Genomic DNA, 12,944 nt, shown 5'->3' with positions numbered 1-12,944 from the left:
CGGCCATGGCCATGCGAATTAGTTGATGCCTTGCGGCCCGCTGGCTTAACCTCTGCCGCAGAACAGGCTCCCGACTCGATTCCCGGAGGAAATGAATGCATATGACGAACGGCCGCTACCTCGCCCTGGCCACCCTCGTGCTCGCGCTTGCCGGCTGCCAGTCACCTCCTGCCGACCGGCCGCTGACCTCCGAAGTGCCCGAGCCGCCCGGCTTCGCGCCGCCGCCCGAGACCTGCCAGGCCGGCGCCGCGCGCTTCGGCCTCGGACTGCGTGTTTCCCCTTTGCTGATCGAGGAAATGCGCCAGCGTGCCGGTGCCCGGATGGCCCGTACCGTGCTGCCCGCCGATTCCCCCGATCCGGCCCAGGACGCCACGCGGCTCAACATCCAGGTGGAGGCCGCAGGCCGCGTGGTGGGTGCATATTGCGGTTAGGCGCGAAGAGAAAGCCCTTTTTTGCATGCACATGTGTTGTGCGCACACAGCGGCTGTCACAAATCCGCGCTCCAAAGCGCCGAACGGCCAGAATTGGGAGAACAATAGCTCGCGACTTTCCGGAGCCACAGTCTTTTGTCGATCAAGCAACCCCCCGTCTCTCTGCCGTCGCATTACGACGGTTCAGCACGCCTGCCGCCAGATGAAGTGCTGCGTCCCCTGATGGACGACTGGGCACGTGCGGGCAAGCGCCTCGCGGCCGTCTGCTATCTCGACGTCGATCGTTTCGCCGAGCTCAACGACCGCCTCGGCATGGTTGCCGGCAATGCGGCGCTCGAAGAGGTCGCGCGCCGCATCAAGGCACAGCTGCCGCGCGAAAGCGTCATGGCCCGCGTGGGCGGTGACGAGTTCGCGGCGGTGTTCGCCGGCCTGGGCACCTCGCAATGCGCGCAGGTGCTCGAACGCATCCAGAACGCGCTGGCCGAGCCCTGGACCTGGCGCGACCAGACAGCCAGCATCGACGCCAGCATCGGCGCGATGATGCTCGACAGCAATGGCCCGCCGCCCGAGATCGCATTGCGCCAGGCGCAGCACGCGGCCTTCTTCGCCAAGCGCGCCGCCGACGGCAAAGTCCATTACTTCGACGCTCCGCAGGCACGCGCCGACGAGCAGGTGGTGCGCGAGCGCCAGCGCATTCAAGAGGGGCTGCTGCAGGGCGAGTTCTTCCTGGTCTACCAGCCGAAGGTCGACATGCGCCGCGGCGAGGTCGTCGGCGTCGAGGCGCTCATCCGCTGGCAGCATCCGGAGCGCGGCCTGCTGCCGCCGATCCAGTTCGTGCCGCTCATCGAAGACGACGCACTGGTCGAGCAGGTCGGCGACTGGGCCATCGCCACCGCGCTGTGGCAGGCGCACCAGTGGCGCCTGGCGGGTCTGCAGGTGTCGGTCAGCGTGAACGTGGCGCCGCGCCACATGATGCGCTGGGACTTCGTCGATCGCCTCGCACGCCACCTCTCGCAGTTTCCCAAGCTGGGCGCGGGCATGCTCGAGCTGGAGATTCTCGAGACCACTGCCATCAGCCAGTTCGCCAACGTGGCGCTGTTCGTCGAGGCCTGCAAGGCGCTGGGCGTGGGCGTGACCATCGACGACTTCGGCACCGGCTATTCGTCGCTGACCTACCTGCGCCAACTGCCGGTGTCGGCCGTGAAGATCGACCAGTCCTTCGTGCGCGGCATGCTCGACAACGCGCAGGACCGGGCCATCGTGCAGGGCATCCTGGCGCTGCTGCATGCGCTGGGGCTCACGGCCGTGGCCGAGGGCGTCGAAACGGTGAAGCAGGGCGAGGCGCTGCTCGCCATGGGCTGCACGCTGGCCCAGGGCTACGGCATCGCCATGCCGATGGCCGCCAAGGACATCGTGAAATGGGTCGCCGCCTACGAGAGCGCACCCCTGTGGGGCCGCGACACCAGCACGCCGGACGAACCGGCGCTCGCGGCACCCGCCACGACCCCACCCCCGCAGGACCCACCCGCGGCCTGAACCGAAGTGCAGAAAGCCAGCAGGCCCCGCGCGGGGCCTGCTGGCTTTCTTCTTTCTCTTACAGCAGCGGCGTGTAGGGCGAGACCATCGGGCTCAGCGAGGTTCCGCCGCCCAGGCTCGGCACGCCCAGGTTGTTGGAACCGCCGAACACATAGCGCAGGTACATGCTGCCGGTGAACTGGCGGTAGTTCTGCGCGTTGTTGAAGCCCAGCGCGCCGCCCAGGAACATCTTCGGCGCCAACTGGTACTCGAGCACCGCGCCGAAGTTGTAGGCCAGGCCGGTCTTCGAGCTGCTCGGGTACATGCCGTTGTACACCGCGCTGCTCAGGCCCAGTGCCAGGGCGCCGTCCGCCACGCGCTGCGCGTCGGCGTTGCGCGAGGGATCGGTCGGGAAGTAGGGCGACGATTTCTGGGTGAACGACTGCACGCCCAGCGACGCGTTCACGCGCCACGAGAAGCGGCTGGCGCGGCCGGTCCAGTCGACCGGGAAGGCCACGCTCACGAAGCTCTGCGGGCTGAAGTAGCCGCCTTGCCCGAAGGTGTAGTAGCTCAGGTTCTTCTGGTAGCCCATGAGCCCGATGTTCATGCCCAGCGTGAGCTTGGAGCCCGGGCTGTCCAGCAGGTGCAGGTAGGCGCCGCCGCCGGTTTCCACGCGCGAGTTGCTCGCCACGTTCTTGCCGGTGAGGCTGTGCGCCGCCAGATAGCTGTAGATGCCGTAGGTGCCGTCGTCGTAGCCGATGTCGCCGCGCACGCCGGTGGCCACCACACCGCCCCAGCGGTCGCCGGTGCGGCCATCCTTGGCGCCGGCGAAGGACAGCACGCTGTCGGTCACCGCGCGGCGGGAGATGTCGGCCTTGTAGTTCCAGGAGTCGCCGAAGCTGCCCTTGAAGGTCGCGTTGCCGACCACGTTGGTGGTGGGAAAGCCCAGCGGCGTGGTGCCGATGCCGCCTTCGAAGTTCTTGCCCTCGTAGCCCACGTTCAGCCCCACGCCCGCGGCGTTCTGCTGGCCCGGCGTGGTCTGGCTGGCGATCGAGTTGTAGAAGGCCGTCGGGCCGCCGCCGAAGCGGCTGGCGGTCGAGTAGGTTGAAGAGGGCGTGCCGGCATCGACCACCGTGGGCGTGACGCCGACGACGATCTTGCCTTCGCCGACCGGGAAGCGCGCCTGGATCGGCAGCTGGAAGTCGGAGAGCTGGCTCAGGCCAGCTTCGCCCGCGCGGTTGCGGAAGACGGTGCCCGCGGTGAGGCTCACTGCGCGCTGCGACTCCAGGTCCTGCAGTTCCGACTGCAGCGAGTTCGCCGGCGCGGGGGCCGTGCGCAGCGGTGCGTTCCAGCTCGGCTCGCTGCGCGGCGGCGTATTGGCCTGCGCATAGGCCGCGTTGGCCGATGGATACGCGGCCGGCGGATAGCCCGGCGCGGGATAGCCGGCCTGCTGCTGCGGATACCCGGCAGGCTGCGCCTGCGGAATGTAGACCGGCTGCCCGCCCGGCTGCGCCACATACGCCGAAGCCTGCGGCGTGTTGTTGGCGGCCTTGCTGTTGCGCGCGGTGCGCGTGGCGGCGGTGGTGCGGCCCTTGGTATTCGATGTTGCGGCGGGCGCGGCGCCCCACGGCAGCGCACCCGGTGCTGCCGCCATCGGGGCAGCCGGGTAGGCGGCGGGATAGGCGCCGGCAGGGTATGCAGCCGCAGGGTAGGCCGGATAAGCCGAATTCGCCGCGACCGGATAAGACACCGGCTGCGAGCGTGCCTGCGCGAACGGATTGCCTCCGGCCGCCGGCGGATAACCCGTCGGCACGGCCGCGCTCGGCGCACCGCCGGTCATGCCCGCGAACGGGTTGGCGGGCGGCATCTGCGACGCCATGCCGCCCGGCCCGGCGAAGCCAGTCGAGGCAACCTGCCGCTCGGCTTCGACCGCCGCGCGCAGGTACTGCTCGGCCTTGCGGCTTTCGCCGGCGTTGCGGTAAACGCGGCCGGCGGCGGCCAGCACGCGCGACTGGTCGGGCGCCTGCTTCAGCGCGGCCATCACGTAGTTCTCGGCCTCGCCGTGCTCGCGCTGTGCGCTGGCGCTGGCGGCGGCGGCCAGCAGCGTGTCGAGGTCGGTCGGGTTGCGCTGCAGGATGCGCTGGTACAGAGCCAGCGCCTGGCCTTCGTCGCGTGCCGCCGAGTACAGGCGGGCCAGCGCGGCCATCGCCTGCGGATCGTTCGGGCGCTCGGCCAGCACCGGGGCCATCGCGTTGTAGGCGGCCTCGAGGTTGCCGGCTTCGCGCAGCGCGTCGGTCTGGCGCAGCGCGAAGGCGATGCGCAGGCTGTCGAAGTCGTTGCGCTGGCTGGCCGTCATGTTGACGCCGGCAAGCTGGCGCAGCACGGCCGACAGTTCGATGTCCTGCTTCGTCTTGAGCAGCACCGACGCGTACAGCAGCCGGTCGCCGATGCTCGGCGTGGGCGAACGCGCGAGCAGCTGGCGGCTCATGGCCAGCGCACGCGGCGCGTCGCCGATCTCGGCATAGGCGCCTGCCAGTTGGCCCCAGAGTTCTGCCGGCATGTCGGCGCTCAGCGCCGATTCGGCCTGGGCCAGCACGCCGCGCGCGGCATCGACCTGGCCCTGACGCGCGAGCGCCAGTGCCCGGGCGGCCTGCGACTGCGCCCACAGGCGCCGTTGCAGCGCGGCCATGTCGCGGGTGCGCGAGCCGGCGGGAATGCGCTCCAGGTACTGGATGCCGGCCGCCGAATCGCCGGTTTCGGAAGCGAGCAGGGCGCTGGCGTACAGCGCGTCGGGCATGTCGGGCTGCGACATCAGCAGCCCTTCCATCACGCCGCGCGCTTCGGAGACCATGCCCTGCTTGCGGTAGATGTTCGCGAGGTCGAGGCGCACCCACGGGCTGTCGGGCGCCGCGAGCATCGCGTCTTCGAGCGTGCGCTGGGCGCCGGCCGCGTCGCCGGCATCGGCCTGCTGGCGGGCGCGGTTGCGCGCCTGCTCGACCTGGATGTCGCGCAGGCCGCCCATCTGCGTGGCCTGCTCGGGCGTGAGGCGGCGCGACAGCGCCAGCGCTTCGTCGGGACGGCCGGTCTGGCCGTACACCGAGATCAGCCCGCGCAGCGCCTGTGTGTTCTGCGGGCGGCTTTCGAGCACCCGCTTGTAGCCTTGCTCGGCCTGCGCAAAGTCGCCGGCGGCGGCGCGCAGGTCGGCCAAGGCGTTCTGGCCCACGGGTTCGCGCGGGTCGATACGCACCGCGCGTTCGTACAGCGACTGCGCGCCGCGCAGGTCGTTCTTGCCCTGGGCGGCGCGTGCCTGCCCGACCAGCACCCAGTAATTGGCGCTTTGCAGTGCCGAATTCCATTTGGTTGCGCCGGCGCGAACCGCGCGCTCCAGCAGTTCCTGCGCTTCGCCGAAGCGCTCCTGGCGCATCCGCACCAGGCCCAGGCCGCCCAGGGCCTCGGTGTCGTCGGCCTTGGTGCGCAGCGCCTGCTGGAAGCGTTGCTCGGCGGTGCCGGCGTCGCCGCGCTCCAGCGCCTTGAAGCCTTCACCGACCGGAATGTCGGGTGCGTTCGCCGCGGCCGTCTTGGCGGTGGTGAGCGTCTCCAGGCGCGCGGCCACGGCGGCGTCGCTCTGGTTGTTGCTCAGGTAGTCCTGGTAGAGCGGAATGTCGGGCGCGCGTGCGTCGAGCCAGATCAGCGCCTGCCGCCAGGCAGCACGTGCTGCAGTGGCCACCGCGGGCTGCTTGGTCAGCTCGACCAGCTCGCGAATGCCCGCGCGGCGCGTCGGCTCGCTGTAGGTTTTCTGCTGCGCGAGCGCGAGCCGGTAGCTGGTGTTGTCCGGATGGTCCTTCACCAGTTGCTCGAGGCCCTTGAGGCCTTCGTTGACGCCCTGCGGCGTGCCGGCCAGCGCCTGGTAGTACTCCAGCGCCACGGCCTCCGGCGGCGGCCGGTTGTCGAACAGGCTGCGGTACAGCTCGACCGCCTCTCCGGAACGTCCGGCGCGCGCGGCGGCGCGGGCACGCTGCAGCGTGCCGCCTTGCTGGCCGGGCTGCTGGGCCTGCTGCTGCAGGCGCGCCACGCGAGGATCGTTGGGGTGCGCGGTGCGCAGGCGGGCGGTCCAGGTGCGGACTTGCTCGGCGTTATTGCGCGACAGCTCGACCTGCGCCATGCCGTACATCGCGTCGGCCGATTGCGGGTTGACGCTCAAGAGCTTCTTCCAGCTCTCTTCGGCCAGGTCGGCGCGGCCCTGGGCCTGCCAGTAGTTGCCCTGTTCGATGAGCGCCGCGTTGGCGTCGGCTTGCGCGAAGGCCTGGCCGCCGGTGCCCAGTGCGGCGAGCATGCCGATGCAGGCCAGCCATTGCTGGGTGCGGAAGGAGGGGGGACGCTTCGGCTTCAGGCCGGTCGATTGGGACGGCATAGCGTTCTCCATGATGTTTGCAGTTGGCCGTTGCGGCCGAATTCATAGCGGCCGTCGAGCCACGCCTGGCCGAACAGCAGCAGCACTTGCTCGTAGTAAGGCAAGGGCGCCGGCGCGGCGGCGGAGGTGGTCGCCGTCGGTGGCAGGGCGGCGCGTCCGCCGGGCACGCGGGCGACCTGCGTGGCGAGCGCGTCGGTCTCGTCCAGCGCCTTGAGGTAGGGCAGCAGCGCGCCGGAAAAACCCAGCGGCGCCATGCCGCGCACGACGCCGGTCACGGTGTCGACGTATTCGGGCACGGGTTGCTTGTCGGCCAGCAGCAGCCGGGGGCCGCGCAGTTGCGCCAGCAGCATCTTGCGGGCCGGGTCCTTGTCGGACAGCATGCCCGCCCAGAGGTAGACGCGAATCGCGTCGTAGCTGCCGGTGACGCCCTTCTGCGGATCGGCCACGAAGGCGCGCGCGTCCTGCGACCAGGCGCACCAGTCGGGCGCGAAGCCCTTGGGCGTGACGCCGCCGAACATGCGCAGCGTGTTGTCGGTGACCTCATGCCAGGGCCCGGTCGGGTCGGCTTGCTGGAAGTAGCGCAGCAGCTGCAGCGGCATGTAGCTCGGGTTGAGCCGCCACTGCGGCCCGCTCGCCACCGACTTGGGCCAGGGAAGCAGCATGCGGCCGAGCCCGGGCAGCGAGATCACTTCGTCTCGCACCACCATCGCGAGCAGGCTGCGGCCGAGCGTGCGGTAGCGGTTGTCGTTCCAGAGGCGGCCGGCTTCCATCAGCGCGTAGGAGATCCACAGGTCGGAGTCCGATGCCGCATTCGCGTCGAGCACGCCCCAGCCGCCTTCGGGCTTGCGGCCCCATTGCCAGGCCGGCAGCTGCTTGGCGAGGCTGCCGCCGGCAAGGTTGGCTTCGGTCCAGGCCAGCACGCGGGCGAAGATGTCGCGGTCGTTGTGCACGAGCGCGAAGAACAGCGCGTACGACTGTCCTTCGGAGGTCGATTGCTGCTGCGCGGTGTTGAAGTCGATCACCCGGCCGTCGGGCTGGATGTGGCGCGCCGCGAAGGCCGCCCAGTCGGTGGCCGGGTGGCAGGTGGCTGCTGCAGGTGTCGCGGCTGCATTCGATGCGGGTGCCGGCGCAGGGGCGGGAGCGGGCGCCTGTGCCACGGTGGTTGCGGCAGGCGCTGCACTCGCCATCTTCGGCAGCGCGAGCGCGAGCCCGGCGGCCGCCAGCAGGCTGCGGCGGCCCGCCAGGGGGCTGTCGGGGGGGCGGGAAGTCGGCGAACGTCGCATGGGCGAGTTACTTGGACTTGTTGACCGACAGGCGGCGGCGCGCCCGGATCTGCAGGCCCGCATACGACACCGCCGCGCCCAGCAGGGCCAGCACGATGACCAGCGCCGCCAGGATCAGCGGGCTGCGCGACAGGTTCCATTGCAGCCAGGTCAGCGGCGGCAGGCGGCCGACGTAATAGGTGTCGCCGCCCAGCACGCTGTTGACCTGCGTGTCGCGCACGATGGTCATGCTGCCCTGCACGCGCTTGAGCAGGTCGGGCGTCATCAGCGCGTTGAGCAGCGCTTCCTTCGAATCGGGGTTGGTGATGGCGGCGATCACGCTGCGACCGCTGCGCAGCGGCGACTCGAAGCCCGCCAGCACCGCGTCGCGGCCGTCGTCGCTCACCGCGATCTGCATGCTGCCCGGCAAGTCTTCGCGGGTGCGCGCGCCGATCACGAAGTCGATGGCGTTGTCGATCCAGCTGTTCAGCTTGAGCTCGGGCGCGTTGCCGTTGCGCTTGAGCGGCATCTTGTCGGCCCACTGCGTGAACAGCGGCTGGCTCTGCAGATTGCCGATCACCAGCAGGTCCTTGTCGGCCCATTGGCCGGCCTCGGCCGAGCGGCCCACCTTCACGCGCAGCGCGGGGTAGCCGGTGGAGCGGCCGATCTGGCCCAACAGACCGAGATAAGTCTCGGTGTCGGTGTCGCTGGGCTGGTCCGGCAGGACGACCGCGGTGTCCGACAGGTCGGCCATGCGCGAGAACGGGAAGCCGCCGTTGGCGTAGGCCGCGAGTTCGGGCATCGCGATGAAGTGCGGGAAGCCCGACACGTCGATCTTCGAGGTCGGGTCGATCGCGCCGCGCACGTTGTCCAGCTGCGGCACGCAGCGCCCGCCCACGGGTTCGAAGTAATAGTGCAGGCGCAGCTGGCTGCGCGGGCCCATGGCCAGCGGTGGCAGGATGACTTCCTTGTGCTCGGCCAGCGTGCCGTCGGGCATCAGCTTCACGGCCAGCGGGTTCCACCAGCGGTCGCCGGCCGGGTTGGCCGAGCGCAGCGGCAGGCCGCCCACGAAGTTGTCGTTGACGTTGACGTTCAGCGTCGACTGGTCGGGCCGCACGCGCGGCGTGTAGCGGTACTGCAAGTCGAGCGGAATGCCGCGGCTGCGCCAGGTGAACAGGTCGGGCGGCAGCTGCAGGTTCACGCGGACCACGTCGGGGTTGTAGCCCGTCACCGACAGCTCGCCGGCCGTGGCCAGTTCGCCCAGTTGCAGCGCACGGTCGCTCGGCACCCAGCGTGGCGCGTCATAAGGCTTGCGCACCGGCGGTTCCTGGAAGGCGGTGACGGCCGCCTGCGCGCCCGCGAAAGCCTTGCTGTTCAGTGCCAGCGCGGCGGCGGCGGTGCGGATGTCGGCCGGGTTGCGGCCCATCACCAGCAGCAGCTTGCCGGAGGCGTCCTGCGGGTTGTCGACCACGGCCAGCGAAGGGCCCTGGATGGAAGGCAGCGTGAGGCCGGGAATGTTCGATTCGGGCGTGACGAACACCACCGCGTGGCCCGCCGGCAGATCGCCGTGCGACACAGGGAAGGTCGCGCCACGGTAGTCGGCCAGGGAGCCGAACCACGAAGACAGCACGCCCGCGGCCTCGAGCATCGGCGCCGTGTCGGCGCCGCCGAAGACGAAGGGAATGCGGGCGCGCCGCACGTCGCGGCGGTCGAAGAAGGGCTGCGGCAGCGCCGCCAGGTCATTCGTGAGCTTGAGCGGCGAGACCGTGAGCTTCAGCGTGCTGGACGCATCGACGCGCGCCCACAGGCTGGTGTGCGCCGGGTCTTCGCACTCGCGCGTGTAGTGGCCGATCAGCTCGACGTTGATGCGGTTGAACTCGGTGATCAGGCGCCGGTCGATCGGAATGTCGGCCGTCTGGGGCTTGCCCGCGTCGGCGCGGTTCACCGGCAGCGTGGCCACCAGCACGTCGTTGACCGTCACCTTCAGGTGCGAAAGCTCGGGAATCAGGGAGGGCGAATAGGCGTAGTTCAGCTTGAACGACGCGGCCGTGACCAGCTCGTCGGCGCGCACGTTGAACGGAATGCCCACGGTGCCGCTGATGCCGCGCAGCTGAATCGCGTAGTCGATGCCCAGTTGCGTGAGGTTGAGCTCGCGCACCGCGCCGGCGATGGGCGTGGCGTTGACGGCGGCTGCCGGCGCGACGGTCGCTGGCGCGCCCGGCAGCACGGGTGCCGGGGCGGCGGGGGCGGGGGCCACGGGCGGCCTGGGTTGTGCCGATGTGCCGCCGGTCACGGAAAGGGTCGCAAGTGCGATCGCCACCATGGCGCTGGGTACGACGCGACGATGCGCGAACTGGGAAATCGTCACGTGGATTCCTTCGCTTTGGCGGGACGCAACCTGGAAACGGTGGCGCGGTAGTAATGGCTGAACATGTCTCTGAAGCCGGTGCCGCTGATGCTGATCAGGTGGCCGAGCACGCGGTAGATCGGCACGCGCGGGTGGTTGCCCCATCGGGCGGCCCAGATGTCGGCGCGCGCGGTCGTGCACTGCACCAGCGCGCGTTCCTGCGCGAAGCTCATCGGCGCGAAGCGCAGGCCCACCCGCCTGCCGCTGCTGAAACGCACCGTGGACGCAAAGCGCGATTCCTGGTCGTTGCGGTACAGCGCCACCTCGACCGGGGTTTCCAGGTCGAGCTTCAGGTCGCTGGGCAGTTCCACGCCCAGGCCGCCGCTGGAGAAGTCGAAGGTGTTGCAGCGCAGCGAGCGGCCGTCGGCAAAGTACAGCGTGGCCGGCAGGTTGAGTTCCACGCGGTGCGCGCCGCGCAGCTGGCGCGACTCGTTGGCCGCCGCCACGCAGGCGCCCAGAATCATCAGGTTGTAGACGGTCCAGGCCAAGTTCAGCCACACGGTGGCGATGTTCTGCGGATCGACCCAGGTCAGGCGCCACGCGCCCAGGCACACGCCCACGAAGTTCAGCGCCAGCAGCACCAGGCTCGCCTTGGCGATGGTGGTGTCGAAGTACTCCTGCTGGATCAGGCCGCCCTTGGCCGTCACGTTGAAGCTGCCGAGCTTGGGGTTGATCAGCGCCACCAGCGTCGGGCGGAAGATGTACCAGGCCAGCACCGCCTCGTAGACCTCGTTCCACAGCAGGTAGCGAAAGCGGCCCTGGATGCGGCTGTTGGTCAGGTTGGCGTGCAGGATGTGCGGCAGCGCGAAGGCGAAGATCATCGACGCCGAGGCGTGGATCACGCTCGCGCCGAAGTACAGGTACGCCAGCGGCGCCGTCAGGTAGATGAGGCGCGGCAGGCCGTACAGGAAGTGCAGCATCGCGTTCACATAGCACAGGCGCTGGGCCCAGTGCAGGCCGCGGCCGAACAGCGGGTTGTCGATGCGGAAGATCTGCGCCATGCCCCGTGCCCAGCGAATCCGCTGGCCCACGTGGCCCGACAGGCTTTCGGTCGCCAGGCCCGCGGCCTGCGGCAGCGCCAGGTACTACGCGGTGCTGTAGCCGCGGCGGTGCATCTTGAGCGCGGTGTGGGCGTCCTCGGTCACGGTTTCCACCGCGATGCCGCCCACTTCTTCCACGATGGTGCGGCGCAGGACCGCGCACGAGCCGCAGAAGAAGGTGGCGTTCCAGAGGTCGTTGCCGTCCTGGATCAGGCCGTAGAACAGTTCGCCTTCGTTCGGCACCGTGCCGAAGGTGTCGAGGTTGCGCTCGAAGGGGTCGGCCGAGAAGAAATAGTGAGGCAGCTGCACCATGCCCAGCTTCGGGTCGCGCCCGAACCAGCCCATGGCGATCTGCATGAACGAGCGCGTGGGAATGTGGTCGCAGTCGAAGATGGCGACGAACTCGCCCGTGGTGTTCTTCAGCGCGGCATTGATGTTGCCGGCCTTGGCATGGCGATTGTTGTCGCGGGTGACGTGGGTCACGCCCACGTCCTCGCAGAACACGCGGAATTCCTCGCGCCGGCCGTCGTCGAGCACGAAGATCTTGATCTTGTCGCGCGGCCAGTCGATGGACTGCGCGGCCAGCACGGTGGAGCGCACCACCGACAACGCCTCGTTGTACGTGGGAATGAACAGGTCGATGGTCGGCCACTCGGCCGGGTCTTCCGGCAGCGGCACCGGCTTGCGCTCCAGCGGCCAGGCGGTCTGCACATAGCCCAGCAGCAGCACCACGAAGGCGTACAGCTCGGCCATCAGCAGCCCGATGCCCAGCACCAAGTCGACCGGGTTGTCCATGAACATGGTCTCGGTCACGCGCCAGTAGGTGTAGCGCGAGGACACGATGACAGACATGAAGATCAGCACCAGGCTCGCGAAGCGGCCCTTGATGCGATTGGTGATCAGCGCGGCCACGAAGATGCCCACCGACAGCACGATCTGCTGCTGGAAGGTCATCGGCGTGATGATCAGCGCAGGCAGGATCGCCAGTGCGACCAGCCAGCCGATGATGCGCACCGGCAGCAGGCGCAGGAGCGCGGGGGCTGGCCGGGGTGGCGGCGGCGCGGAAGGGGGGGCGCTGTTCATCGTGTCGATTCCATGGAACGGGGCGCCTGCCGGGCAGCGGCGATTCGCTCGAGCAGGTGCTCGGCGCAGGAGGCAATGTCTTGGGTCGCCTGGCTCATGGGCGCGTAGCGGTGCACCGGCACCGCCGACGCCAGTGCCTCGGGCACCGACTGGTCGAGGTGCAGCATGCCGAGCAGTTCGGGCCGCAGCCGCTGGCGCAGCATTTCGAAGACGTCGTGGTTCAGCCGTTTGCCGGGGTCGACCTGGTTGACCACGTAGGCGCTGCCGGCGTAGTCGGCACGCGGGCGGCAGTACTTGTCGACCAGGCGCTCGATGATCGGCAGCGTGGCGAACGAGCCGGCATCTGCCAGCACCGGGATCACGCAGATGTTGGCCGCGCGCAGCGCCTGCTGCAGGTAGACCGTGGGGCCGGGCGGCGTGTCGAGCAGCACCAGCGTGCCGTCGGGCAGCGAAAAACGCGCCAGCGTCTCGGCCAGCCACAGCGGATGGCGGGAGAGCTGGTGCTCGAAGGTGATCTGGCGCTCGTCATCGACGTCGCCGAAGGGCAGCAGCATCACGCCGCCGTGCGCGGCACGGATCGCGCGCGCCCACGGCATCATGCCGGTGGCGGCCTCGACCAGTCCGGTGTCGCAGGCATGCGGGTCGCTGGCGATGTGAAAGCGCAGGGCGTTCTGCGGATCGAGGTCGATGGCGAGCACCTGCTGCCCGCGCGAGGCGAGCGCGGTGCACAGGTTGGCGGCGATGGTGGTCTTGCCTACACCGCCCTTGGAGGAGATGACGGGGATGACAACCATC

At 69.6% G+C, this 12,944-nt stretch carries 6 protein-coding genes and 1 pseudogene; 2 read left to right on the top strand and 5 right to left on the bottom strand.

Annotated elements, in window-relative coordinates; translation table 11 throughout:
* Nucleotides 1-95: 95 nt before the first annotated feature.
* Both L3V85_RS19470 and L3V85_RS19465 read left to right on the top strand, forming a co-directional pair.
* On the top strand, nucleotides 96-431 hold the full coding sequence (locus L3V85_RS19470; RefSeq protein WP_237674380.1) for a hypothetical protein: 336 nt from the start codon (nucleotides 96-98) through the stop codon (nucleotides 429-431).
* A gap of 222 nt (nucleotides 432-653) precedes the next feature.
* Nucleotides 654-1,967: a putative bifunctional diguanylate cyclase/phosphodiesterase gene (locus L3V85_RS19465; RefSeq protein ID WP_237674379.1), complete on the top strand. Its 1,314-nt coding sequence runs from the start codon at nucleotides 654-656 to the stop codon at nucleotides 1,965-1,967.
* A gap of 58 nt (nucleotides 1,968-2,025) precedes the next feature.
* Here the strand turns inward: L3V85_RS19465 and L3V85_RS19460 are convergent, their stop codons facing one another.
* The 5 genes and pseudogenes from L3V85_RS19460 to bcsQ form a co-directional block, all read right to left on the bottom strand.
* The gene (locus tag L3V85_RS19460) at nucleotides 2,026-6,357 is read right to left on the bottom strand and encodes a cellulose synthase subunit BcsC-related outer membrane protein (RefSeq protein WP_237674378.1); all 4,332 of its coding nucleotides are present in this window, start codon (nucleotides 6,355-6,357) and stop codon (nucleotides 2,026-2,028) included.
* A complete protein-coding gene (bcsZ, locus tag L3V85_RS19455) occupies nucleotides 6,333-7,640 on the bottom strand; it encodes a cellulose synthase complex periplasmic endoglucanase BcsZ (protein ID WP_237674377.1) in 1,308 nt (435 codons plus the stop codon). The genes L3V85_RS19460 and bcsZ overlap by 25 nt, the downstream gene beginning before the upstream one ends.
* 7 nt (nucleotides 7,641-7,647) lie before the next feature.
* Complete coding sequence (bcsB, locus tag L3V85_RS19450) at nucleotides 7,648-9,987, bottom strand: cellulose biosynthesis cyclic di-GMP-binding regulatory protein BcsB (RefSeq protein WP_237674376.1); 2,340 nt, start codon at nucleotides 9,985-9,987, stop codon at nucleotides 7,648-7,650.
* A pseudogene (gene bcsA / locus L3V85_RS19445) lies at nucleotides 9,984-12,149 on the bottom strand (UDP-forming cellulose synthase catalytic subunit). Before bcsA ends, bcsB begins: the two are co-directional and overlap by 4 nt.
* Nucleotides 12,146-12,943 carry a cellulose biosynthesis protein BcsQ gene (gene bcsQ / locus L3V85_RS19440; RefSeq protein WP_237674375.1) on the bottom strand — a complete coding sequence of 266 codons (798 nt, stop codon included), beginning with the start codon at nucleotides 12,941-12,943 and terminating at the stop codon, nucleotides 12,146-12,148. Before bcsQ ends, bcsA begins: the two are co-directional and overlap by 4 nt.
* Between the last annotated feature and the right edge of the window lies 1 nt (nucleotide 12,944).

It is taken from the genome of Variovorax paradoxus (genome assembly GCF_022009635.1).
GTDB lineage: Bacteria > Pseudomonadota > Gammaproteobacteria > Burkholderiales > Burkholderiaceae_C > Variovorax.
The sequence above is the reverse complement of the archived record's forward strand: the minus strand, read 5'-3'. Positions and strand labels throughout refer to the sequence as shown.

Bases quoted from the DNA above. Each gene is read 5' to 3' on its own strand.
- bcsQ (WP_237674375.1), bottom strand. From the start codon at position 12,943: ATGGTTGTCATCCCCGTCATCTCCTCCAAGGGCGGTGTAGGCAAGACC.
- L3V85_RS19470 (WP_237674380.1), top strand. From the start codon at position 96: ATGCATATGACGAACGGCCGCTACCTCGCCCTGGCCACCCTCGTGCTC.
- L3V85_RS19465 (WP_237674379.1), top strand. From the start codon at position 654: ATGGACGACTGGGCACGTGCGGGCAAGCGCCTCGCGGCCGTCTGCTAT.
- bcsZ (WP_237674377.1), bottom strand. From the start codon at position 7,640: ATGCGACGTTCGCCGACTTCCCGCCCCCCCGACAGCCCCCTGGCGGGC.
- L3V85_RS19460 (WP_237674378.1), bottom strand. From the start codon at position 6,357: ATGCCGTCCCAATCGACCGGCCTGAAGCCGAAGCGTCCCCCCTCCTTC.